General features: G+C 32.9%; 25 protein-coding genes. 3 read left to right on the top strand and 22 right to left on the bottom strand.

Features of this window, described 5'->3' with window-relative positions:
* Positions 1-82: 82 nt before the first annotated feature.
* Positions 83-1,402 (bottom strand): DUF4474 domain-containing protein, encoded by a 1,320-nt coding sequence (locus DWV06_RS04330; protein WP_115480934.1) that lies wholly within the window; start codon positions 1,400-1,402, stop codon positions 83-85.
* 278 nt (positions 1,403-1,680) lie between these two features.
* Between DWV06_RS04330 and DWV06_RS04325 the strand changes: the two genes are divergently transcribed.
* The gene (locus DWV06_RS04325; RefSeq protein ID WP_115480933.1) at positions 1,681-1,986 is read left to right on the top strand and encodes a hypothetical protein; all 306 of its coding nucleotides are present in this window, start codon (positions 1,681-1,683) and stop codon (positions 1,984-1,986) included.
* Positions 1,987-2,112: 126 nt separating this feature from the next.
* On the opposite strand, the gene deoC is transcribed toward DWV06_RS04325, so the two are convergent.
* The 16 genes from deoC to DWV06_RS04245 form a co-directional block, all read right to left on the bottom strand.
* Complete coding sequence (gene deoC / locus DWV06_RS04320; RefSeq protein ID WP_115480932.1) at positions 2,113-2,793, bottom strand: deoxyribose-phosphate aldolase; 681 nt, start codon at positions 2,791-2,793, stop codon at positions 2,113-2,115.
* 12 nt (positions 2,794-2,805) lie between these two features.
* Entirely contained in the window at positions 2,806-3,525 is a 720-nt protein-coding gene (locus DWV06_RS04315) for a GntR family transcriptional regulator (RefSeq protein ID WP_115480931.1), read from the bottom strand.
* A 96-nt stretch (positions 3,526-3,621) separates the two neighbouring features.
* Positions 3,622-4,410 carry a 4Fe-4S binding protein gene (locus DWV06_RS04310; RefSeq protein WP_115480930.1) on the bottom strand — a complete coding sequence of 263 codons (789 nt, stop codon included), beginning with the start codon at positions 4,408-4,410 and terminating at the stop codon, positions 3,622-3,624.
* A gap of 30 nt (positions 4,411-4,440) precedes the next feature.
* On the bottom strand, positions 4,441-5,004 hold the full coding sequence (locus DWV06_RS04305) for a PadR family transcriptional regulator (protein WP_162300572.1): 564 nt from the start codon (positions 5,002-5,004) through the stop codon (positions 4,441-4,443).
* A gap of 13 nt (positions 5,005-5,017) precedes the next feature.
* The gene (locus tag DWV06_RS04300; RefSeq protein WP_115480928.1) at positions 5,018-5,560 is read right to left on the bottom strand and encodes a hypothetical protein; all 543 of its coding nucleotides are present in this window, start codon (positions 5,558-5,560) and stop codon (positions 5,018-5,020) included.
* Between the two features lie 224 nt (positions 5,561-5,784).
* Positions 5,785-7,233: a glycoside hydrolase family 1 protein gene (locus tag DWV06_RS04295; protein WP_115480927.1), complete on the bottom strand. Its 1,449-nt coding sequence runs from the start codon at positions 7,231-7,233 to the stop codon at positions 5,785-5,787.
* A gap of 16 nt (positions 7,234-7,249) precedes the next feature.
* Entirely contained in the window at positions 7,250-8,140 is an 891-nt protein-coding gene (locus DWV06_RS04290) for an EamA family transporter (protein WP_115480926.1), read from the bottom strand.
* Positions 8,141-8,158: 18 nt separating this feature from the next.
* Positions 8,159-9,598 (bottom strand): glycoside hydrolase family 1 protein, encoded by a 1,440-nt coding sequence (locus tag DWV06_RS04285; RefSeq protein ID WP_115480925.1) that lies wholly within the window; start codon positions 9,596-9,598, stop codon positions 8,159-8,161.
* 15 nt (positions 9,599-9,613) lie between these two features.
* Positions 9,614-9,955, bottom strand: a complete 342-nt coding sequence (locus DWV06_RS04280; RefSeq protein ID WP_115480924.1) for a PTS lactose/cellobiose transporter subunit IIA — start codon at positions 9,953-9,955, stop codon at positions 9,614-9,616.
* Positions 9,956-9,995: 40 nt separating this feature from the next.
* On the bottom strand, positions 9,996-11,240 hold the full coding sequence (locus DWV06_RS04275) for a PTS sugar transporter subunit IIC (RefSeq protein ID WP_115480923.1): 1,245 nt from the start codon (positions 11,238-11,240) through the stop codon (positions 9,996-9,998).
* A gap of 33 nt (positions 11,241-11,273) precedes the next feature.
* A complete protein-coding gene (locus DWV06_RS04270) occupies positions 11,274-11,591 on the bottom strand; it encodes a PTS sugar transporter subunit IIB (RefSeq protein WP_115480922.1) in 318 nt (105 codons plus the stop codon).
* A 126-nt stretch (positions 11,592-11,717) separates the two neighbouring features.
* Entirely contained in the window at positions 11,718-12,554 is an 837-nt protein-coding gene (locus tag DWV06_RS04265; RefSeq protein ID WP_115480921.1) for a Cof-type HAD-IIB family hydrolase, read from the bottom strand.
* Positions 12,555-12,564: 10 nt separating this feature from the next.
* Positions 12,565-14,475, bottom strand: a complete 1,911-nt coding sequence (locus tag DWV06_RS04260) for a BglG family transcription antiterminator (RefSeq protein WP_115480920.1) — start codon at positions 14,473-14,475, stop codon at positions 12,565-12,567.
* Between the two features lie 29 nt (positions 14,476-14,504).
* Positions 14,505-16,121 carry a phosphoenolpyruvate--protein phosphotransferase gene (ptsP, locus tag DWV06_RS04255; RefSeq protein WP_115480919.1) on the bottom strand — a complete coding sequence of 539 codons (1,617 nt, stop codon included), beginning with the start codon at positions 16,119-16,121 and terminating at the stop codon, positions 14,505-14,507.
* Between the two features lie 11 nt (positions 16,122-16,132).
* Positions 16,133-16,390, bottom strand: coding sequence for an HPr family phosphocarrier protein (locus DWV06_RS04250; RefSeq protein ID WP_115480918.1), 258 nt, complete (start codon positions 16,388-16,390; stop codon positions 16,133-16,135).
* A 129-nt stretch (positions 16,391-16,519) separates the two neighbouring features.
* Positions 16,520-17,065 (bottom strand): TetR/AcrR family transcriptional regulator, encoded by a 546-nt coding sequence (locus tag DWV06_RS04245; protein WP_115480917.1) that lies wholly within the window; start codon positions 17,063-17,065, stop codon positions 16,520-16,522.
* 155 nt (positions 17,066-17,220) lie between these two features.
* Here DWV06_RS04245 and DWV06_RS04240 point away from each other — a divergent pair, with 155 nt between their 5' ends.
* A complete protein-coding gene (locus tag DWV06_RS04240; RefSeq protein WP_115480916.1) occupies positions 17,221-17,838 on the top strand; it encodes a GNAT family N-acetyltransferase in 618 nt (205 codons plus the stop codon).
* A 52-nt stretch (positions 17,839-17,890) separates the two neighbouring features.
* On the opposite strand, the gene DWV06_RS04235 is transcribed toward DWV06_RS04240, so the two are convergent.
* Positions 17,891-19,429: a glycosyl hydrolase family 18 protein gene (locus DWV06_RS04235; RefSeq protein ID WP_115480915.1), complete on the bottom strand. Its 1,539-nt coding sequence runs from the start codon at positions 19,427-19,429 to the stop codon at positions 17,891-17,893.
* A gap of 147 nt (positions 19,430-19,576) precedes the next feature.
* Here DWV06_RS04235 and DWV06_RS04230 point away from each other — a divergent pair, with 147 nt between their 5' ends.
* A complete protein-coding gene (locus DWV06_RS04230) occupies positions 19,577-20,014 on the top strand; it encodes a Crp/Fnr family transcriptional regulator (RefSeq protein WP_115480914.1) in 438 nt (145 codons plus the stop codon).
* Positions 20,015-20,016: 2 nt separating this feature from the next.
* Here DWV06_RS04230 and DWV06_RS04225 read toward each other — a convergent pair whose 3' ends face one another.
* The 4 genes from DWV06_RS04225 to DWV06_RS04210 form a co-directional block, all read right to left on the bottom strand.
* On the bottom strand, positions 20,017-22,248 hold the full coding sequence (locus tag DWV06_RS04225) for an ABC transporter permease (protein ID WP_115480913.1): 2,232 nt from the start codon (positions 22,246-22,248) through the stop codon (positions 20,017-20,019).
* Positions 22,249-22,947: an ABC transporter ATP-binding protein gene (locus DWV06_RS04220; RefSeq protein WP_115480912.1), complete on the bottom strand. Its 699-nt coding sequence runs from the start codon at positions 22,945-22,947 to the stop codon at positions 22,249-22,251. It abuts the gene before it with no gap.
* 14 nt (positions 22,948-22,961) lie between these two features.
* A complete protein-coding gene (locus tag DWV06_RS04215) occupies positions 22,962-23,570 on the bottom strand; it encodes a TetR/AcrR family transcriptional regulator (RefSeq protein ID WP_115480911.1) in 609 nt (202 codons plus the stop codon).
* A 149-nt stretch (positions 23,571-23,719) separates the two neighbouring features.
* Positions 23,720-24,883 carry a phosphoribosylaminoimidazolecarboxamide formyltransferase gene (locus DWV06_RS04210; protein ID WP_115480910.1) on the bottom strand — a complete coding sequence of 388 codons (1,164 nt, stop codon included), beginning with the start codon at positions 24,881-24,883 and terminating at the stop codon, positions 23,720-23,722.
* Positions 24,884-24,932: the final 49 nt, after the last annotated feature.

The following is a 24,932-nucleotide window of genomic DNA, read 5'->3' as shown; positions in this document are numbered from 1 at the left end:
ATTGTTAATTATGTAACATTGATATCACCATTATAGTTGATAACCTTTTAATAGTCAATAATATTAAACGACATTTTTCTGTTCAAACATAACTATGTTTCATTTTGTAATAGGAAAATGTAAATGACAATTTTTGGTTATTCTTATCAAGAATTGTCTTCACTTTTTCTTGCAACATTTGTTGTAATGCTAATAAGTATTCAATATCATCATGATTAATCGATGCAGCTATTTCTAAATCTTCTTTATCGGTATGATCATCCGTCTTTATTGCTAATCCCCAAAAATCTGATCCGTCACCATCTCCTTTAGAAGAATCTTTACTACTAATTACTTCCCCTGTCTTTCTATTACGTACTACAAACTTCATTATAAATTGCTCATATTCTTTGGCACATTGAAAAAATACACTTTCACCATTTTTTTTAATTTGCTCATACTCATTAGTACTTAAACTATAAATCCCTATCTCTCCACCACTGCATGATCCATATCCATATTTTCCTACCCAAATTTCAAAAAGATAATGTCTATTGTTATATTTAAATACTACGGAAACTTCCGCCAGATCCATTCCCAAAAGAGGACCTAATTTGTCGAATGTAACTCCGAATCCCATCGCATTTTGAAGAGAACCTTCTTTTGTATGATAGCATTTTGTCTCCGGATCATAAACAAATCCCAAAAAATCTGCTATAATTTCATGCCATATGGGAAGATGATAAAGCTCTTCCTCATGTTCTGCATAAAAGGCAACTATTAAGTTTACTATTGTATGAATATCTCCCCGTTCTTCTTCTGATAAACTATGATATAATTTTTTTAAATCTTCTATAACCCCTGAATTTACCATACTTTCACAAATTTTATAAGTTACATTCTTTAACTTTCTATCCGTAAGAAAATTAAACCAGTTTATTACATCTTTCACAGTTGAAGCATCACTCTTTTCTGAATCTTCCATATCACTATCATAATATACATTACATAAAGCATCATAAATAGAAGATACCGGCTCGTCACTGTCTAAATGAACGTTACAGGTATCGATACACAGTTCTAAGCCGTCACATATTTTTTTATAATCTTGTTCAATCAGATTAAATTTTTCAGTATAAATATCTGCCACTTTAGATGGAGCAAATTCAGTATCAAGTTCCTCTAAAATAATATTCTGCATTCTCACTAGCTCGTTTAACGCTACCGAGATATCTTCTGCCATTGGCTGCTCCACATTTTTTATAAATGCTTTTGCACTTTCTGCCTCTTTTCCTGAATATTCATCAAAAGCCACAAACTTGTCCAATGCTGCCTGCAGTTTTCTTAGTTTCATATTAATATTCGAACAATCGGTACTACATTTTTTTAAATACTCTTTAACCTTTTCTTCATCAACAATCATTCATTTTCCCTCCATGAAAATAATACATAAAAACCAGTTATGTTATCCATCTATCTATATTATAATCATCCTGTTAAAATCTTCCAAGATAGAAGAAATAGCATTTTTATTTCTTTATTAGACAAAATTTTTCTAAAACCGTCTATATTTACATTTTCCTGATATCCGTTTTTATAATTACTCTATTCTTAAATTTGTAATATTTCAGTCCGGCAAAAATATTATATTAAAGGAACTAAACTTGTACTAAATTTTAATTATAAGGAGAAGGTGAACTCATGTTTCCGAAACAACTAATCTTTTTATTTATATTAATACTTGTGGGATTTACTATGATAAATTCTGAGAAATTTAAAGATGATAACTATATTCACGGAACCGTAGTTGAGATTTCAGACGATCATACGGAAGAGACAAGTATGCAAAGAATACAAAAGATCAAAATCCGCATTGACGAAAAAGGTTATGACAATAAAATCATATCTGTCAATCACGTAATCAGTCCTGAATATACAAACCCTATCGTTTTAAAGTTAAACAGTCGAAGGTCATTGTTTTATGAATATTCAGGGCACCGAGGATGAAATCACAGATATGATCAGTTATTGTGAAAAAGGAAATGTGTTTGATTTAAAAGAATTATTGTATGCCGGTATTATCATTGGAACCTAAGCTCCAATTTACATCAAAAATATGATACAAAAAAATAATTACTTCTGCCCCGCTTCTTCCATAATTTTCAATGCAGAAGAAACTCCGATTCCAAAACGGTCACATCCTGCATTTTTCATTTGAACGAGGGTGTCCAGACTTCGTATACCGCCGGCGGCCTTTATTTTAACCCGATTTTGAACAACTTCTTTAATTGTACGTATATGTTCCACGGTCGTAGGCTGGCCGGACCATCCGGTACCGGTCTTAATAAAGGAAACTCCAGCTTTTTCTGCTATCTCAGATGCTTTTCTTATTTCGTCTACTGTTAAATAAGCAGTTTCTATAATGGATTTTACAGGTCTTCCACCCGCAATATCTACAACTGCTTTGATATCATGATATACGACATCAAAATTGTGTGATTTCATTTGTGTAATATTAATTACCATATCTAATTCGTCTGCTCCAAAGCTCAATAACTCTTTTGCTTGAAATACTTTCGATGCCGTTGTATCCGCTCCTGTCGGAAAGCCTACCGTACCTCCGATATTGACTGCAGTTTCTTCTTTCAACTTGTCAGCAATATATTTTGTAAAAGAGGGCAGTGCAAAAACGCAGACAAATTGATACTTAATTGCACTCTCTATCATTGCATCGATTTCCGCTAACGTATGGTTTGCTTTGACACAACTAATATCGATACAGCGGGAGAGATCCCTATTAAACATATTTTCCATATTGCAGCTCCTTTACTTATAACGTCCCATCATGGAAAGTTCTAATTCATATTGATTTCCTATTATACTTACTACATCCACGCATACCGGTCTCTCATCCTGAAAGCAGACTCTCCGAATACAAAGAAGAGCCGTCTCTGGTTTCACTCTAAGCATCTCCGCTTCTGTAAAATCAGCTCCTTTTGCATATATTTTATCCTTGGCTGCATCAATCTGTATTTCATACTTTTCCTCTAAAAATTGATATAAAGCTGTGAACTGATTCGTGTATTCCTCTATTCCCTGAACTAGAGGATATGGGATGTAATTTTTCATAATTGCAACTGGTTTTTCATCCGCAAGTTGAATACGCTGAACTCTGGCAATCATTTCCCCTTGATTTATCATAAGTTCTTCTGCCAAATTGGAAGGAGCATGAATAATATCAATGTACATGCTTTTTGTTTTTACAGTATAACCTTTACGCCTTAAGGTTTCTGAAACAGAAGTCACTTGATTAAGGTTCTGCTTGGTTCTATAATCTAAGACCATAGTTCCCCGGCCCTGTTTAATTTCTACAAAACCTTCACGTGATAACAGTTCCATGGCTCTTCGGACTGTAGTTCTGCTAACAGAAAACAACTTCTCCAATTCAGCTTCTACCGGCAGTAAATCGCCAACTTGGTATATCTCTTTCTGAATTTCAGCTTTTATTGTATTGTACATTTTTATATATGCAGGTAACTTACTCATAATATTCTCCCAATCTAATTCGTACTTTGAAACCCAATCTTTTAAATTATAGCACAAATTGAGACAATTTAAAGTTCCTATTTTTATCGTAATAAATTAAGGAATCTTACTTTGACAAGGCACTCCTACTTGACATTTTCCACAACCATATCTTGATTTATGCAGCTTTGCTATCTCATCTATGTAATCCGAACACAGCTTATGATTTTTTCCATGCTCTTTTGAAATTGCATTGGCGGGGCATCTTTTTACACAAGCACCACACATGGTACAATATTCATAAACTTCACTGTATTCACGCTTATCAAGTGGAAATTCTTGGTCAGTAATAACGCTTCCAATTCTTCCTGACATACCTTTTGCAGTAATTAATCCTTTGGATAACCCGAAAGTTCCAAGACCACATACAAATCCTGCATGCCTCTCAGACCAATTACTGGAAAATGATGTGACTTTAAATCTGGGATCTATGGAAGGAATAACACTTCTGAATCCATTTTCCTTAATTCGTTCGCTTATAAAAATGCACAATTTCTCTACAAAATACTGTCCTTCTACTCTTCCATGAAGCCACTCTTGTGAAGGAGTCCTTTTATGTTTTTTGTTACTTTCATTAATTATTTTTGTAAAAGGCAAAAAGAAGGAGATTACGGTTTTCGCTCCATCCAGCCATTCTTGGGGAAGCAAAAACTTTTCACTTACGATTGCTGAATTTTGAAATAATTGAAAATACGGATCCTTTGCACATCCAAATGCAAAGAGCGGTGAATCAAAAATTTTCATACCTTCTACTTGAATTGAGAGAGCATCTTCTTTTTTTATAAAATTATAGTCAGATCTCTCAACAAAAAAATTTGATTCATTAATTAAATCTTCTTTCTTCATATAGACCTTTCCTTTATATTCTTTGTTAAATTATAAAACATTTTTCAAAATAACCGATTCTTTCTTTATTTGCTCTAACGCTTCTTTAATCCATTCTTTTTCAGCATTATATAAACGGCGATCATGATCTATAAAAAATAAATTTCGTTTCCATTCATTACTGTTTTTTGGGAGACTCTCTAAATATTCATCCATATCCTTTAGTTTCTCATCAATTAAGCTTATAGCCTTATTTCCAAAGTGATTTATCTCTTCTAAAGTACGACGGCGATTAAACTTTAATGCTAATTTAAAACCAAAGAAGCGGGGATATATTCCTAGAAATGCTTCCTCCTGTAAAGAATCAAAAAGTTTTCTTCCCTTTTCATTGACTTGATACACCACTTTCTCTGGATATTTACCAACCTTAATCTGCTTTGTCTGTTCTATGGCGCACTCTTTCTCTAATTGACGTAAAGCATTATAAATAGAAGGCTTTTGTATATCTGTCCATCTACTAATTTGATTTTTGTCTAAGAATTGGTAAATATCATATCCACTGCCCATTTCTAATACCTCTAATGAACCTAATACTATCATTTTCGCTAACTGCATAAATTCTATCCTCTCATTTTTCATTAATTCGCTTTAAAATATCATAACTCTTTTCTAAAACACTATCTACACATGAGTTAACATTTCTATTTAATGAAGCAGAAGATACTGCATCAATATCGATATCTTTTTGTTTCCACGAATTCGAATCTGCAGTAAAAACAACTCCTATTCGATTATATTCGTTGACGTGCGTTTTTAAAAATTTATGAGAATCTTTTTGAATCTGTCCGGACTCTACTGTGGTCAATATGACCATTCCATCCCATTCAGAATCGTCTAATTCAGACAACTGAGTTACATCCATTACCCTGATCTGTATCTCCTCTTTCTTCAACTTATCAACAACTTGTTTCACAACTTCTTCTTTAAAGCCGCTTTTTTGAGCAGCTAATACAAAACACGGACTATCTATTTTAGAATTTTCCACAAACCCCTCTATTACTCCCTGTGTTTTTATAATTCTGTACGTTAGTGCAGCCCCTAATAGGAAAATAATTATTACTACAAATCCTATAATAAGTTTCTTCCCTAGTGTCAATTTCTTTTCCTTCATCTTATTCTCCCTTCATCCTTTTTTTAATTATAACACTTAATAAAATATAGTCAATATTTATTAGTTTATTTTTACCGTTTTTAAACGACAAAGAAAATTCTAATTTCACTCTCAGTAAAGTCACTTGCTAACTTGGCTGAAGACTTACGGACAGCATTCGCAAAATTCAAAATATAAAAATAAGGCTGAAGCCGGGATTCTCTTGCTTCAGCCTTATTTTTCTACTATTCTAAGTCTTCTCCATTAGATTCAATTACTTTTTTATACCAATAGAAAGAATCCTTTTTACTTCTAACCTTTGTTCCTTTTCCTTCATCATCTTGATCTACATAAATAAAACCATACCGTTTACTCATTTCTGCTGTTGAAGAACTGACCAGATCTATCGGACCCCACGCACAATATGCGAATATGTTTACTCCATCTTTAATACATTCTTTCATCTGGCTGATATGCTGTCGATAATAATCAATACGATAATCATCATGAATACTACCATCTTCTTCTACTCTATCTATTGCACCAAAACCATTCTCACCAATCATGATAGGCACTTGATATCTATCCCAATACTGAGATAAGCAATTATATAGACCGAGAGGATCCATCCTCCATTCCCATGGAGTAGGTTTTAAATATGGATTTAATACAACATCTTTCGGGTTCATGCCACATTTCTCTGAGTCAACTACATAAGAAGCATAATAAGAAATTGCTAAAAAATCTTGTGTATTATTTCTAATTACCTCTTCATCGCTAGGCTCCATTTTAATATTCCATCCATTATCTTCAAAAAATCTTAATGCATAATCCGGATATTCCCCACGTAACTGTACGTCCGTATAAAAATACTGCATCCTGTTACGTTTCATAGTTAATACAATATCTTCCGGCTTACAAGAAAATGGATAAAAAGTACAATCTGCTACCATTGTTCCTATCTGCATATCAGGATTTATTTTTTTCCCTTGCTCATAAACAAGCGCATTTGCTACAAACTGATGGTGAACTGCTTGAAACTTTACTTCTTCTAAATCTTCAGCATAATCATCAAGTAATCCAATGGAACCCCAGGAACAATATTGTAATAGATTTATTTGGTTAAATACAATCCAATATTTCACTTTATCTTTATATCGTTTTAACAAGGTCACAGCATACCTGACAAAGAACTCAATTAATTTCCGATTCGCAAAGCCTCCATATTCCATAACAAGATATAAAGGCATATCATAATGTGAAATTGTTATGATTGGTTCCATTCCATTTTTTATGATTTCATCGATCAGATTATCATAAAATTTCAGTCCTGCTTCATTCGGTTCTAATTCATTTCCTTTTGGAAATATGCGAGACCATGAAATAGAAGTTCGAAAAGTACCAAACCCCATCTCAGCTAATAATGCCAAATCTTCTTTATAAGTATGATAAAAATCTATTCCGTAGCGCTTTGGATAATAGTTTTTTGTATCATTTAGATAAATTTGAATCTCCTCTAAAGTTCCTCCGCCTTCCTTAGGCACATTTGCCCTGTCCAAATTTTTAGAAAACATATGTACATCTGAAGTTGATAGTCCTCTTCCATCCATATCATATGCCCCTTCCACCTGGCAGGCAGCTACGGCTCCCCCCCATAAAAAATCATTCGGAAAACCTTTTCTTGCTTTTCTCATTATTTCCTCCTATCTATTATAAATTTATTATAACAATCGCTATTACAGATGCCGTTATACAATATATTGTTTTTTTGTTCAGTCTTTCACCCAATTTGACAATTGAAAAAATGGTTGTTAACATTAATGTCAGCAATTGTGTGACCGGAAACAAAATGATAGACGGAATTCTTGACGAATTATATAAGCTGCAAAGCATTGCACCTACCTGCATTAATGCAACTATAATTGCAGGTAGATAAAATACAGATGGCTGGAAATTAAAATTAATTTTCTTTCTATCCTTTTCTGTCCTGTATAAGAAAACAAAACAAATCATAGTAATAATCATCCCACTTAAATAAAGTATCACCGTATATTCTATCAGTTCACGATTGGGATGCCTATTTTGTTGTAACTTAATGCAGAATAAATTGATTCCGGTAAATAAAACTGCTAAACTAATATAAGAAAACCACTTTTTTTTAATCTGCATTCCCAAATCATTCTTATTAAAGTTAATTAAAATGAAAATCCCCAGAATTAATATAATTCCAATAATTTGAAATACCGTAGGCTTCTCATTTAATAAAAATAACGATAAAATAGTTGGTATCACTGAATTAATAGAAAACAACAGGATGGTTAACGACATTGGACCATTTCCCAGCGCCAATACCAACATCATTCCGCTTAAAGCTGCAAAAATTCCTGAAATGGCAGCAATCACCAATGTATCTACTGAAAGTTGGAATTCCCCTGATATGAGTTTAATAATTAGTAAAGCTATCACGGCAATTCCCATCCAAACTTCTTGAAATAAGGGCAACGGATACTTTTTATCTGCCAGACTTTCTGAAAACTTATTCTGATATATATTCGATACAAAGTAGCATACTGCATTCATGACCATGGCAAAAATAATCATATCTTATTGCCCTCCATTTTAATCAAAATCTATTCCGTTTGATTCAATCAACTTCTTATACCAGTAAAATGAATCTTTTTTAATTCTTTTACATTCTTTTGGATCATCATCCGTACGATCTACATATATAAATCCGTATCGTTTCTTTATGCCGTTGCTGGTAGAAAGTAAATCAATTGCAGACCAAGGACAATAAGCCAGTACTTCAACGCCATAATCCATCGCTTTTTTCATTGCCTTAATATGATTTTTTAAATATTCAACACGATATGGATCATGAATTCTGCCATCTTCAGTTAAAGTATCATAAGCTCCTAACCCATTTTCCGTAATCATTAAGGGCTTATTATAACGTGTATAAATATCTCTTAAAAGATATTCCAATCCTGTAGGGTCAATTGCCCAATCCCAATCTGAGGTTTCTAGTTCTGGGTTTGCACACATCTGGAAAAAACCAGGTTGATGTTCATGCCCATCCATAGCCCCTTTCACACCTGTCCAATTAACTCCTGCAAATCGAAGTTCATCGTCCTCAGGACAAGCTTTTACACAATCGCTGTAGTAATAATTTAATGCTAAAAAGTCTGAATATCCTTCCTTAATCAGTTCCATATCACCTGGTTCAATTTCAGGAGCAAGTCCTTTGGATTCCAAGTAAGCCATTGCTGATTTCGTATAAATACCTTTAAAATAAATATCAAGATAAAATGCATTATGCAAATCGTGAGCATTTTGAGCTGCCATAGCATCTTGTGGACTACTTGTCAGAGGATATACTGGTGCATAACCAATTGCTGATCCGACCATACCATCCTTCACTTTTTCATGAACTAATTTACAGGCTATCGCATGTGCCAGATTCATATGATGATTAATTTGATACCTAAGTTGATCATTTGACCGAAGCTCCTCAGGTATAAAGCATTTCTGCGTCCAAAATTGTACAATGATACTCTGCTCATTGATTGTCGTCCAATACTTAACTTTATCCTTAAATTCCTCAATGATATATGTAGCATAATACTCAAAATCCTTAACCACTTCTCTGCTTAACCAACCATTATATTTCTCTACAAGAGCCCATGGTAAATCATAGTGGTAAAGTGTAACAATGGGTTCGATTTCATTTGCAAGTAATTCATCTATCAAATCCCTGTAAAACTGTATTCCTTCTTCATTTACGTCACCAACTCCATCTGGAAAAACTCTGCTCCAAGCAATGGAAAAACGATACGCTTTAAAACCCATTTCTTTCATTAATGCAACATCTTCTTTATAATGATGATAATGATCACTTGCTATTTCAGCTGTTGCAAACCCTCTTTTTTTGTAGTTCTCTTTATTAATAATATCTTGTTGAGATGGTTTCTTCCCATTTGTAAATGCAGCACCCTCAACCTGATAGGCAGATGTAGATGCACCCCACATAAAATCTTCAGGAAATTCTTTGTTATACATAATAGTCCTCCTACTCTATAATGACTCAATTTTTTTATATACGTTTTCAAATAAACCCAGTAACTGCTCTGCCAATATTACTTCTGAATTAATTGTCATAATTGTGTCCTGAGCATGTGTAAATAGTAGTGAAGGCTGATATGTTTTCCCCCTTGTTTCATTTTGAATCACTTCCGTTTGTGATACATGTGCCAAACGGATACTTGCTTTCGCTTCTTCAATTTTTTTCTTAGCTTCTGTAAAATCACCTGTTTTTACTGCGTCAAGTGCTGCAAGTGCTGCATTTCTTGCATCTCCTGCATTCAATATGATTTGCATTGCAACGCTTACTAATTCGTTTTCCATATATTCTTCCATATAATACCTCTTTCTTACTTATGTTAATATAATTGTGTCATTATGCTTCGGCTTGCTCCATTTCTTCTTTTACACACTGAGATTCGTATACTTTATAAAATGGTAACCATGTTACAAAATATACTGCAAATAAAATAACGTAGAAAATAATTGCTCTCAAATCTTCTGTTATCATTACGGATGAAATAGGTGCCGGAACCTGACCTACCTGAATCATTTTACCTGGAATATTAAGCAATCCTGTTTTCATTGCAAAATATACAATCGTAGGACCTGTAATTGAATTAATCCATAACGGCAGCATCAACATTGGATTAAATGCTATTGGAGTCCCATATATAACCGGCTCATTAATATTAAAAATACTTGGTGCAACACAAACTCGTCCTAATGTTTTCAATTTCTTTGATTTTGAAAATAGCATTTGAACTACTAATGGTAATGTAGCACCCATACCACCCATTGTGATTAATGCTGCAGTAAAAACTGTCTCACTTGTTACAATATTTGTCGCAGTGCCTCCTGCTGCAATTGCAGCGATATTAGCGTTAATACCTGCCATAAACACTGGTGTGGAAATTGCTCCAAAAGCCCAAGAAGAAATACCACAGGAGTATAAGATAGCTGGTGTCAGACACATGAATATCATACCAGGATAAGATTGTCCAAAAGCAGCTACTGGTTTAAATACCGTATTTACTGCATTTACTAAATTAAATCCTCCATTCGTAACGGCCAGCATAATTATGAGAAGTGTTACAAAAATAGGTACAATACTATTAATCCAGTTTGCTAAAAATCCAGGTATCGTAGCACTATCTTCTAAGAAACCGAAACGTGTCCAAAGATTAAAGATAAATGCAACAATTAATCCTACAACAATGGCAACCATAATACCAGAAGGTCCAAATTCTCCAAAACTAAAACTAATAAAATTATTTTCATCAAATTTTGGATTCAAACACATTATAAATGATGAAAATCCCAATAATCCTGCAGGTATTTGAAACTTATTCCTTTTTTTCAATTCCATTAAATTGTATGGAATCAAAAATGCGATAAAGATACCAATAAAAGAAAATGAGTAAACTTGTATCGAATTTAAATTTGGAAGACTTGGTACATAAGACACAAATACATTATAAAAAAAGACTAACGATCCAACTAAAATAAAAGGTAAAACCCTCATCATTGCCTGTGATACAGCAGACACCCATGAATTTTCAACTACTTTATTCATTGTAGGTGCAAAAGAATCTTTTAACCAATCCATAAACTTTTTCATATTAACAATCCTTCCTTCTCCATATAATAATTATTACTTATTTCGTTGTTGCATTATATAATCCAATAAGCCTTCACCATCTAGTGTTCCATAGATATCTTTAGGTATTAAAATTACATCCGTATCATAGCCTGAACATAGTTCTTTATACGTATCAAACCTTGAAGCGTAATGAGGACCTATGCACAAAACATCAACCCCTTCTTTTACTACTGACATTACGTTACTTTCTGCATGAGCAGAAGCCGAAATATTCATCTTTCTTTTTTTGCTTGCTTTTTTTAATGCATTAGCAAGAAATCCGCTAGACATACCTGCACCACAGCATAAAATTACTTTTAAATCTTCCATTTTGCGTCCCTCCTGATATCATATTTTTAACTTGCTTTTTACACTTTTATTATGTCAAAATCAAAAAAAAGAATCAAATTACAATTTGCACCTTCAAATGCAACTTATAACTGATTCTTAATCATTTTAATTCTCGATTAAATGATACTTTAAAAAAGCATGATACAATCCATTTTTATCAATATCTGTAGTAATAAAATCTGCATATTCTTTTAATCTCGGATCAGCATTTCCCATAGCGATGCCCACATAACTTTCTTCGAGCATTTCTATATCATTCATACTATCACCGATTGAAATCGTATCTGCCATATCTGCATTATAATAACTCATGACTTTTTTAATCCCTGTAGCTTTATTGTTTTTGGTAAGAGTAAGTTCGGCTACTGCAATATCTGTATTACCAACCTCGTTTTCTTTTGTTGTTATTATTAAATTAAATCTTTCTCCTAAAGCTGTCTTTAACCTATCTAACGAATCACAACCTCTACAATATAGCGATATCTTATATATCTTATCTTTTTCTAATTTAAACTTAGAAAAATCTAAAGAACCATGATTTTTTAATAATTCTTCTTCCTGTTCTGGAAGTATCCTTATTTTTTCAAGAAAAAGTTTTTTAGCTGCTTCCTGCATATAGATACCCGTAAGTCCTTCTAAACTCAAAGCAATATTCAATGCAGTACATAATTCTAATATGTTATTGATATCTTTTATATCGATATGTTCTTGAAAAATAATCTTGTCACCAACTACAATAAATGCTCCCGAAGAACATACAACACCATGGTAATCAATTTGCTTGACATGCTCTAATTGACAAAAAGAGCGCCCCGTACAAATAAATATTTTGTGCCCGGCACTTCTTGCACTCTTAAGTGCAAATAATGCACTTTGTGGAATGGCATTCGTTTTGTGATCAAAAAGTGTCCCGTCGATATCTAAAAAAATATATTTCGTCATTTTACACCTACTAACTGATAATTGATTTTAAAGTACTCTCGAACAATTCAAACGAATCACATTCTTTAATTAACTCAATATTATTTTCTTCTGAGAAAATTACGGCTAATGATTCATATAAATCCCGAAAAGCATTATTGTCTTGTTTATTAATAGCAATCATTAAAATTACGTTTACTCTTTGCTTGTCCCATTTTATCCCACTTCTACTGATCATCACAGATATACACGTTTTATAAGCATTCATTTCAACCGAATGTGGAATTGCAATCTTGCCAAACGCTGTACTTGCTGCTCTTTCTCTTGTAAGTACGTTTTCTTTATAATCATTTCTAACATATTCCATATTTAATAAATTATCTGTAAGCAGATCAATTGCCTGCAACATATCATAGGATTTGTTGCAAACAAAAAATAAATCTTCTTCAAAATAATCATGAAAATATTTCTTTAATACCTTCTTCTTTTTATTATTTTGTGTACTTTCAATTTTAGCCTGTATTTCAAACTTATCACCCTGCGTCATAAATGGAGAAATCACTGCTATTTCACAATGTACTTTTGGCTTGACCTTTATTGTAGATACCAGTAAATCAAAATTCATATCTTCTAATTGTAAGGTATCCTTAACTGATGCAACTATATTAATATCATTATTAAAATTTAAAAGAAGTTCATTATAAAGGCGTGATTCTATTTTCATGTAGCTGGGACATAAAAGTACTACACTTACTTTTGAATTATTGTTTTTCTGCCTCTCAATTTCTCCACCAATATGCAACGCAATAAAAGCCACTTCATCTTCACCCATAATGATTTGATATCTCTTTGATAATTGAAGTGAAACAAAAAGTGCTATATCAAATAAAATTAAATGCTGTGACTTAATCATTTCAAGCATTGGATTTTTTATATAAGTAGAATTCTTAGCCCTCAATAATAAATTCTTTAAATGCAAAGCAAAAGGTATTATAAAATTTTCCGAATCCAAATCTACGGAGTACTGCCTTTTAATCAAATACACTAATTCCTTTGTCTGATGAACGATTTCCTCTCCAACCAATAATGTCAGATCCTGCATACTATTATTAATGACTAAGTTTGTACTAGATTTAAAGAGCATATAAATTTCATTTTTTTCTTCCGAACTGATTCGAATATTAAACTGCTGCTCCAAATTTTCACATATTTCTGAAACACATAAATTCTCAGCTTCATTATCGAAAGACGGCAATACGACGTTGGAAACTGTTTTTCCTTCAATGATACGCTCAATAATTATGATTAAATGTATTAATAAATTTCTCAATGCTAAATCATTAATATAAAAATTATTCTTTATAAACGCTTTTCTAATAATCGGCAGTATTGAGTCAACATCTACATTAACAAAATTCTTCTTCAATACTTGTAGGTCCATATAATGGTTATCAACTTCCTCATATAAAATATAGCTGAAAAGCTTTCTGATATTTTTTTCCGGTCCCGTTAGTTTAATATTATTTTTCTCAATCGTAAACTGGATATTAAAACTTTTAAATCTTTTATTCATTTTCTTAATATCCATTTTTAACGTTGAATCACTAACAAACATATCATCAGCCAAATCGAATAGATCCAGACAATTTGTATGATTAAGGAAGAACAATTTAATTATATAATTCGATCTGTCTTCATATGTTTGTGGAACCAATTTGTTTTCCTGTTCTAACAGACTTTTTGCTATTGGGATATTAAGCATATAACCATTTTTGTTTGAAATGATTACTTTGCCTTTCCCACTATCATTAATTTGTGAAATATAAGTTTTTACTGAACGAATCGACACATGCAATGCATCCGCTAATTGTTGTGATGTCAGAACCTTAGCTTTATTATTTAACATATAATTAATTAATTCTACTTGCTTAAATTGCATCATAATAGCCTCCGCTTCTGTTTAGCTATTTTCTAAATTAGATTTCTTATTACATCTCTAACAGTAAGAACTAAGGCTGGCGCTACTGAAAGCTCATCTACTCCCATCTCCACAAATTTTTCTGTTAAAGAAGTATCGGCACCCAGCTCTCCACAAATTCCGACCCAGCACCCTTCCCTATGAGCATTATCCACTACCATTTGTATCATTCTTAATATTGCATCGTGATGTGGTTTATATATCTTATCTAGTTTAGGATTCTGACGATCGATTGCCAAAGTATATTGCGTCAAATCATTTGTTCCTATGCTGAAAAAATCCATCTTTTTTGCAAGCTTGTCACTGATCATGACTGCTGCCGGAGTCTCAATCATAATTCCCTGTTCAACTTCACCGATATGAATATCGGCATCAAGTAACTCTTTTTTTACTTCTTCAACTATCTCAATAATTTGGTCAACTTCTTCTTCAGAAATCACCATAGGATACATAATGCCTATATTACCATAAACACTTGCTCGTAATATAGCCCTAAGCTGTACTTTAAAAAGAGAGGGTCGATCTAGACATATTCTGATAGCCCGATAACCCAATGCCGGATTCTCTTCTTCCTCTAAATTTAAATAATCAGCCTGCTTGTCTGCACCAATATCCATGGTCCGAATAATAACCTTTTTCCCTGCCATCGTCTCCACAACTCGTTTATAAACCTCAAACTGTTCTTCTTCCGTAGGTAATGAATTTCTTCCTAAATATAAAAATTCACTCCGGAACAGACCAATACCCTCTGCATCATTCTTCAGAACACTACCTAAATCTGATATGCTTCCAATGTTCGCATATAACTTAACTTTTCTACCAGCCTTTGTTATACTCTCTTTTCCTTTTAAAGTCTCTAATAATCTCTTCTTTTCTGCTTCTATTTCCTGCTGCTTCATATTTTCTGATAAAGTTTCATCATCAGGTTCTATATAAAAAGTACCAGTATTTCCATTTACTATCGCTTTCTTACCAGACAATAAATCATCTATTTTTATATTAATCCCAATCAGAGCAGGTATATTCATCATTCTAGCCAAAATAGCCGTATGGGAATTTGCTGATCCTTTTACGGTAACAAAAGCGAGTATCTTTTCTTTATCCATCTGTACGGTTTCACTAGGCGTTAAATCTTCTGCTAATATTATAGAAGGCTCTTCAAGTTTTGACATTCCCTTACCATTTGATAAAATATGTATTAACCGTTCAGAAATATCTTTCACATCTACTGCTCTAGCCTTCATATACTCATCGTCCATCATTGAAAAAATGGAAGAAAAATTATCCCCTGCCATTGCCACAGCATATTCGACATTTACGTTTTGATTCTCTATTAATTGATAAATATACTCAAGATAATCTAAATCATCTAACATCATTTGGTGTACTTCAAATATATCCGCTCCAGCTTTTCCAACATCTTTCACTGCTTTTAAATATAACTCGGATAATTGTTTCATTGCTTCACTTTTTGCATCTTCAAAACGCTGTTTTTCAAATTCAACATCTTCAATATGCTTTCTTTTTACTACAATTTCTTCTTTTTGAAAAACTTTAATCTTTCCTATTGCTATCCCACCAAAGACAGCCTTTCCTTCGTACTTTTCCATATCATTATCCCTTACAGGTTTAATTGACAGAACTTTTCCATTTGTTCTGCTGCAATCTCTTCATCTTCACCTTCAACTTCAAACTTCACTGTTTCTGAGCATTTTATACCTAATGCCATTAAAGACATTAATCTTTTAACATTTGCATTTTCTTCATCTCGGAAGATAATAATATTGCTTTTAAATTTAGATGCTTCTTTCACTAACAAACTAGCCGGTCTTGCATGAATTCCTACAGGTTCTTTAATTACATATTCAAACTTTTTCATATTCTACTCCATTCCGTACTATTTTAATAAGTACATTTTTATTAATTATATACTAATTATAGAATTGAAAAATTCTTTCTACAAATAATGATTTGCACTCTTATCGTGCAATAAATAATTACTTCATGTTTAAAACTTAAGCAATATTTTTTTTAAATATTTTTCCAGCTCATCTGGTGATATAATCATACCTTCTATCACCCATTCCTCCAATACGCTGACCACACCCGCAACGGTAAAAGCAGACTCTACTTTTTGATATTCTGAGACTTCACCATTTATTGATTTTGAAAGTTCCCATTCTTTTTTCTTGAAAAACTCTTTAAATTTATTCGTATTCTGTATACCTTTGTTACTTCCAATCAAAATCTGGAATATTTCTTTATTAGCAAATATATACTCTATGATCAATTCTACAAACTTTTCAACATTCGAAAAAGATGAGTTTAGTATCTTATTATCATAAAAAACTTCTAATTGATCGAAAATTTCATTTTCAAACTGCTCGTAGAGGTCATAAATATCTTTATAATGAAGATAAAATGTTCCCCTGCCTATATCTGCTCTATCAGCTAGCTCTGCAACGCTGATTTTGTTGATTTCTTTTTCTTTTAACAAGTCTAGAAATGTTTCTTTTATTACTCTTTTTGTTCTTATTTTTCTTCTATCTTCCATAAAACTCTCCAATCTACTAAACAATTTTATTCTACTTGTACATTAACGAACAACCTTATTATTATTAACTATTGAATAAGGAACAACTCTATTGTAATATACATTTAAACATTAATCAACACCTGTTTATTATCTTTAAGATAGGAGAATTTATTATGATTGAATTTAGAGAAGCAAAATTTAGTGAACTAAAAAATGTAGCGAGGTTAATTACAGATTCTTTTAAAAGTTATCCACTATTCCGTTTGTTAATGCCGCCTGACAAAATTGATGAAAAATTAATGTATCAACTTCATTATTTAAATACTAAGTTATTTTATAAAAAACATTGCTGTTTCGTTGGGATTAAAGATGGAAATATTATTACAGCAGCACTATTGAAACACCGTGACAAAGAAATTAATCTAATGGATTATATAATCGCTGGAGGGTTGAGCTTAGTTATTCAAGGGGGAATTACTTGTATGAAAAACCTTCTTCAAATAACGCAGAAATCTAAGCAGGCTTGCCATCTTTTAAGCAATAAGATGTGGTATCTTGAAACTTTAGTTGTTGATGGTAATTATCAAGGGCAGAATATTGGCAGTCATATGCTGAAGGACTGTATCTTTCCTTATATACAATCGAACGGTGGCGGATTATTTACTCTAATAACAAATACACAGAAAAACCGAATATTTTATACCAAAAATGGGTTTTCTGAATTTAATGAAATGTTTCTTGAAAACTATAATTACCGTGTTGGTAATTGGAGTTTTAAAACCACAATATAAAAAGCTGAAGCCTGGATTCCCTCCTGGCTTCAGCCTTATAATTACTTTTAGGTTATTTCATTCCGTTGTATATTGAATTTAAAAGAGTACCGCTTGGATCTTGGCTTAATTCCCACGCCATAGCTCCACCTAAATTTTTTGTATGTATATAATTTGTTTTCACGTTAATTGATTGTGAATCTTCGTAACTAATAAATACTGAGCCATCAAATAACCAAGGAACCATAGACTGCGAATGGAAATATCTGGTGTATCCTGGTTTATTCAAGTAATTAGCAACAATAGACTGATAACTGATGGAGTTGGCACCTGCAAATGTTTGGTATAATCCATTATTTGAATTCGTTACGGATGAATATATGTATCCATAAAATGGGATTCCAAGTACAAGCTTGTCCACCGGGAATGAAGCATTCAGCCATGCATTCACAGCACTGTCTACACTTGTCTTATATTGAGGTGTGGTATCATTATTTAAATAAAGTGGTGCATGTAGGTCTGTATATTTATCCCAAGTACCATGTAAATCGTAAGTCATAATAGTAGCATAATCCAAATATTGAGCTAATTTTGACATTTCTACATTATTTACATAAGAATAAGATGCTCCTCCTGCAATGGTAAGCAGATAATGTTTATTATCTATTGTACCTTGTGCATCAAGTTTTTCTCTTATTTTTTGCAGCAGTAAAGTAAAGTTCTGTTTATCTTCAGGACGTCTTGAATTGGTCGACAAACCTCCACTGACCGGATACTCCCAATCTAAATCAACTCCATCAAAACCATACTGTTTGATAAAAGCTACACAACTATCCGCAAATGCAGTTCTGGTCGCATCCGTTAAAGCTGCATCAGAGAATTTGCCGGACCAGCTCCATCCACCGACCGATATTAGTGTTTTCAAATTTGGATTCGTTTGTTTGAGAGAATTTAAAAGTTTTATATTATTTACATCTATATCAGGGTAGCCTAACGTTAACTTTAAATCAGAACCTATATTTGCAAAAGCGTAATTGATATGTGTAAGCTTTCCGGCATCAATCTGAGTAGGCAGATAACCTGAATAAGCTGCCCATGCGGCATAATATCCTACTACTTTTTTCGCAGGTGATTCAGGTGTCGGTTCCGGTTCCGGTGCGGGTTCTGGTGTTGGTTCCGGTGCGGGCTCTGGTGCCGGTGCGGGCTCTGGCTCTGGTACTGGCTCTGGTATAGGTGCTGGATGAGTCGTTTCATATATTACATTACTAGCTGGTGATATATTATATCTAGCATCTCTCGCCATAATATAGAATTGATATTTTGTCTCAGGTGTTAAACCACTTACGACATATGTAGTATCTGATGTTGTTGCAAAAAATTTATTATCGCAGTAAACATAATATGCTGCTACTCCAACTTTATCTGTAGATGCAGTCCATGACAGTGTAATAGATGTATCTGTAATATTTACTGCCTTCAAATTAGACGGTGCTGTCGGCGCTATACGATCAGGCTTTGCCGCTAAAACTACATGTCCAAAGGAACTTGTAAAAATAAATAAGAAACTAAAAAATAGTGCTAGTATAATGGATCTAATATTACTTTTTTTCATCACTTTTCCTCCCTTTCTTTTTATATAATCAAGTATAACATGTGGCATTTTCAATGAATAGAGCACAAAATATGGTATCTTTTCAGATACAAAAGTCAGCCGAATTCAGGTAAAGTTATTATAATAGAACGAAAAAAAGAAGGATCTATGCTGGCTGAATCCTCCATTTTTTCTATGTTTAAACATTATTTAGATACTTTTGTAGCTTACCGCCCATCTGAAGTTCTTCTGCTTACCAAAACAGATCTACTCAAATTATTTGAACTGGATAATGCAATTCTGTTAAATTATTTAGAATACATTTCAAATTCAACCCTGACCTCAAAAAGTAAGATTGCAATCTTATCGCTTGATTCCATCCGTGAAAAGATATCTGGATACTTGTTACATGAATATAAGATGAATGGCTCTCAGATTATAACTCTGCCTTTTTCAAAAAAAGAATGGGCAGAATTTATAAATGTTTCAAGAACATCTCTTTCCAGGGAATTAAGATATATGCAACAAGAGGGAATCATATCCTTTCAAAAACGAACCATTGAAATGAAAGACTTAGATAAGCTTGAGAAAATTCTTTCATTATAAAATTATTCCATACGATTTTTCAAACTGTCTGCCATAGAAATTCTCTGTATCTTTTTTCGATTCAGAAATTTTGCCATTTCATAAGTAACTATAATAAATACGAAACCAATTAACAAATAAATATAATGCAATTTGACCGGAATACTCATACTCATTTCTTCTGTCATTATCTTAAAAAATATATCTAATGAGTAAAGAACCAAAGGTATGGATAAAAGATAACCCAATACTACCAAGCTGGTATTTGCATTTAGTATCATTGAAAAAAGTTCTTTCTTTCGATATCCCAAAATTTTGAGTAAAGATACGCTGCTCTTATTTTCTTCTATAATTAATGTTGTAACGACATAAATAATAATCAGTCCGATTATAAAAGCAATTACACCTATCACACCTATTAATGATTGAAAAGGTTTCATAATTTGTTGATACCCATCGATTATATCCTCTTTATTAATCTCATAAAGTAATTTTCCGGGTTCTATATTAAGCTTCTGATTCGAATATATCTGTAGATAACTTCCCTCAGGATAGCCACACAACTTATTAAACATTTCAAGTGGCATATATGCACTTTCGCCCATATAACTCTCGGCTACCTTATCAATTTTAATAGAAAAATCTTTTGCATCTAGTTTACTTTTTATATGAAAAGTATCACCCTCTTGTAAATCATATTTCTCAGCTAACGGTTTTGTTATAATTACCTGATTCAAATCAATTTCTTTTCCCAGCGGATCCTTGAGTTTAATAAACCATGAATCCTTGGACAGTCCATATAGCAAGAAACTATTTTCGGATTTTTCATTATCAACAGAAGTAAATGGCGCAAAAGAAGCAGTTGCTCCATTCATTTCCTGTTCAGTTTGAAAGGAATTAAAAACATACTGGTAATTATAATGATATACATCATTAAAACTGTTATTTACTAAGTAATCCATAGAATCCTTAGTAGAAAAGCCTACCAAAAGCAATGAGGAAGCAAAGGTAACACCTATTACTAATAGTATTGTTCTTCGAGTGTTTCTAACCACCTCTCGAATCTGAAATTTTGTAATAAAGCGAAATCTCTGCAATTTTAACTTTTTCTCCAGAAAACCAATCTTGGTTTTACTTCCTTCCCCACGTAAAAGTTGAAGTGGTGATAATCTCATTGCCTTTCCTATAACAATCATGGTAGTTGGAATCAAGAATGCCATTGGTAATAAAAAAGCAATTAAAATGTATTTAATATCAAACTGTATTTCAAAAATAGGAAGACTGTAAAAGGTAGTTACATAAGTTATAAAGGGCTTTGCCGCTACACATCCAGCTAATGTTCCAAGCAATCCGCCTAACAGGGAAATGTATATGGAATATGTAAGATAATGCATCCGTATTTCCATCTTCCGATAACCAAGTGCGTATAGTACACCCAACTGAGAGAATTCCTGCTTCAAAAGCCTCCCAAAAACTACGGATACAAGAATACAAGTAATGAAAAGAATCGTAACCGGCATAATCTTACCCATCGGCTCCACGCCCTTTAAATCACCTTCAATAAATGTCATTCTCATGTTATCCTGACGATCCGTCCATTGAATAATTGTATGGTTCTGTTGCATCTCCTTTTTAAAAGCATCGGTTTTGTCCTCTTTATATTTGACACTGTAAAAAGTAGAATTCTCTATACCTGTTTTAAAATTTTGACTATTTACAACTGCGATTCCAAACGTTGAGGGATTTTTCATCATATCTCCCTCCGTTTTCAAAGGATAGATATAATCCGGAGTTGAGACAAATCCTATTACGGTATATGATCTTTGAAATAGTTTAATTTTCTGTTTAAGCTTAATACGATGAGCCTTTGCAAACTCTGGGTCGATTAGTATCTCATCGTTATTTTTGATATCCTCCCCATTCAATACAACATATTGATTAACCTTTTTTGTTTTACTCAATACACGAAGGGTAGATTTTTTATCATAAGCGTAATCCGCACTGTTTCGCTCTTCTAATATCAAATTATATTTACTTTCCAATTCAGAGATATTTTTAAGTGGAGACTGGACAACAAAACTTGCATCCTCCTGAACATAGTCTTCTTTAAATTCAGCTAAATTTTTAGTAACATTGGTTCCCATAATATTAAAAACAATAAAAAGCATACTGCTTAAAGCTATCAATACTATCGATCCAATATATGGTACCTTTTGTTCTTTGATATTTCGTATGATTTTCTTATTGATTATCATTTACCATTCAATCCTTTCTGCTGAAACGACATTCTCGTTCAACATATCTTCTACAATCTCCCCGCTTCTCAAACGAAGTTTTCTATGCGCAATTCCAGCAATTGCATTATTATGGGTAATGATAAGAATTGTAGTATGATATTTACGATTTACTTCCTGGAGCAATTTTAATATCTCCTTAGAAGTATTGTAATCCAATGCACCCGTAGGTTCATCACAAAATAGGAGTTTAGGTTTTTTGATAAGAGCGCGTGCGATGGATACTCTCTGCTGCTGCCCACCACTGAGCTCTCTGGGAAATCTGTCTCGAAATTCTTTCATACCGACTGCCTCAAGCATTTCATCAATCTTGATACTGTCTTTTGTAATATTTGATGATACCTCTATATTTTCGTATACTGTTAAATTTGGAATTAAATTATAAAACTGAAATACAAATCCAACCGAGCTTCTTCGATATTCCGTTAACTGTTTATCGGACATTTGGGTAATCTCAATTCCTCCTACGGATACTCTTCCTTGATCGGCATAATCTATTCCACCGATGATATTCAGCAATGTAGATTTTCCCGAGCCTGAAGGCCCAAGAATAACGCCAATCTGCCCCTGTTCCATAGTAAAGGAAGTATTTTTTAAAGCCTGAAAGGTCACCTTGCCCGTTTGATATTTTTTTACTAGATTATTAACTTCTAAAAACATTTAAAAACCTCCTCCTATAAACAGCCCTTGCACAAAAATTCAAGCTTCTTTCTCAAATTTTTCTTTGCCATTTCAATGCTGCATTCTTTTTCATAAATATACATTAAAAAGTCATACATCACAGCGCTATAAATTAATTCACTAAAAACTTTTTCATCACAATCTTTGATAATTCCATCTTGCTCCAGTTTTCTAATGATATCCATTGTCTGATCCATAAATTTAAAATCAATCGCTGCCATTTTTTTAATTACATCTGGTTTTGATTTTGCAGTATTCATAACGATAATTCCCATTTCAATTAATACACGCTTCGGTAAAATGAATATCTTTTTTAAACTTTTTTCGATAAATTCCATGAAAATATCTACTACGCCATTACTATATTCAATTTCCTGCAGCTCTTCCGGTGTAAGACTACAAAAATCCTCAGACATGATTCCTAGGAAAATTTCAGCTTTCGTTTTAAAATAGTTAAATATAGTGCCCTCCGCGATTCCTACCGCTTTGGCAATCTCACTTGTACTTGTCTTATCATAACCTTTTGTCAGGAACAATTCCTTAGAAACCTTTAAAATATTGTTTCGAATCATCATTTTCTTTTCATTCCCTATTCTAGTCATAAAATCCCTCCTTTTTATATGAGTGCACTCATATGAGTATACTCATATTATATACTTTTATTTGGTTCTGTCAAGTAATATCTTGATTTAAGCTAATTTACACAAATAAATCCCTCACATCAAAAAGTAAGGGATTTGTTCTTATACTTCTAATGGTGGAATAATCTGACTCCAGTCATTGCCATTACCATTTTATATTCATTACATGCGTTTATCACTATTTCATCTCTAAGTGCCCCGCCCGGCTGTACAATGTATTTTACTCCACTTCGATATGCACGGTCAATATTATCTCTGAATGGGAAAAATGCATCAGAACCTAAGGTTATATTTTTCAAACCTTCAATCCACTTTTCCTTCTCATATTCCGTAAGTCTTTCTGGAGGCGCTTCTAAAACATGATTCAACATATTAAATTCATACGAAGTGACATCGTTTCTGACAAATAAATCAATTGCATTATCTCTTTCCGTTCTTCCAACACCCTGTTTAAATTTAAGATTTAACACTTTTGGATGTTGCTTTAAAAACCAAATATCTGCTTTATCACCTGCAAGTCTTGTACAATGTATTCTTGATTGCTGACCTGCTCCACAACCTATTACCTGACCATCTGATACATAACAAACAGAATTAGACTGCGTATATTTCAGTGTTATCATCGCTAATAACATATCTCTTTTTGAATGTTCAGAAAGATCCTGCGTTTTCGTTACAATATTTTTCAAATCTTCAGAACTTGGTCTGTAATTATTTCGCTTTTGTACAAACTCTATCCCAAAAATCTGCCTTGTTTCTATTTCATACGGTTCATAAGACGTATCGATTTCAATAATATTATATTTACCACCTTTTTTTTGTTTAAGAATTTCTAATGCTTCCTGCGTATAGCCGGGCGCAATGATTCCATCTGATACTTCTTTTTTTAAAATAAGTGCAGTCGATGTATCTACGATATCACTAAGTGCGGCCCAATCGCCATAAGAGGATACTCTATCTGCCCCTCTTGCACGTACATATGCCGTAGCAACTGGTGATAAATCCGTTTCTTCCACTAAATATGCCTTTTTAAGTTCTTCAGTTAATGGTAATCCTATGGCTGCACCAGCCGGACTAACATGCTTAAACGAAGCCGCTGCCGGCATACCAATCACACTTTTCAACTCCTTAACAAGCTGCCAAGAATTGAAAGCATCCATAAAATTAATATACCCTGGTGTCCCGTTAAGTACCTTAAATGGTAACTCCCCGGCAACAGAACGAATTTCGGCTGGTTTTTGATTTGGATTACAACCATATTTTAATTGATACATTTTATAAACCTCCTAAACAAATCATCAGACGGATTGGATAGCAATAATA

Origin of the sequence: Anaerosacchariphilus polymeriproducens, assembly GCF_003363435.1 — a bacterium.
GTDB classification, from domain to species: domain Bacteria; phylum Bacillota; class Clostridia; order Lachnospirales; family Lachnospiraceae; genus Anaerosacchariphilus; species Anaerosacchariphilus polymeriproducens.
Note: the sequence above shows the minus strand (reverse complement) of the source record. Positions and strands in the feature narration are given on the sequence as shown.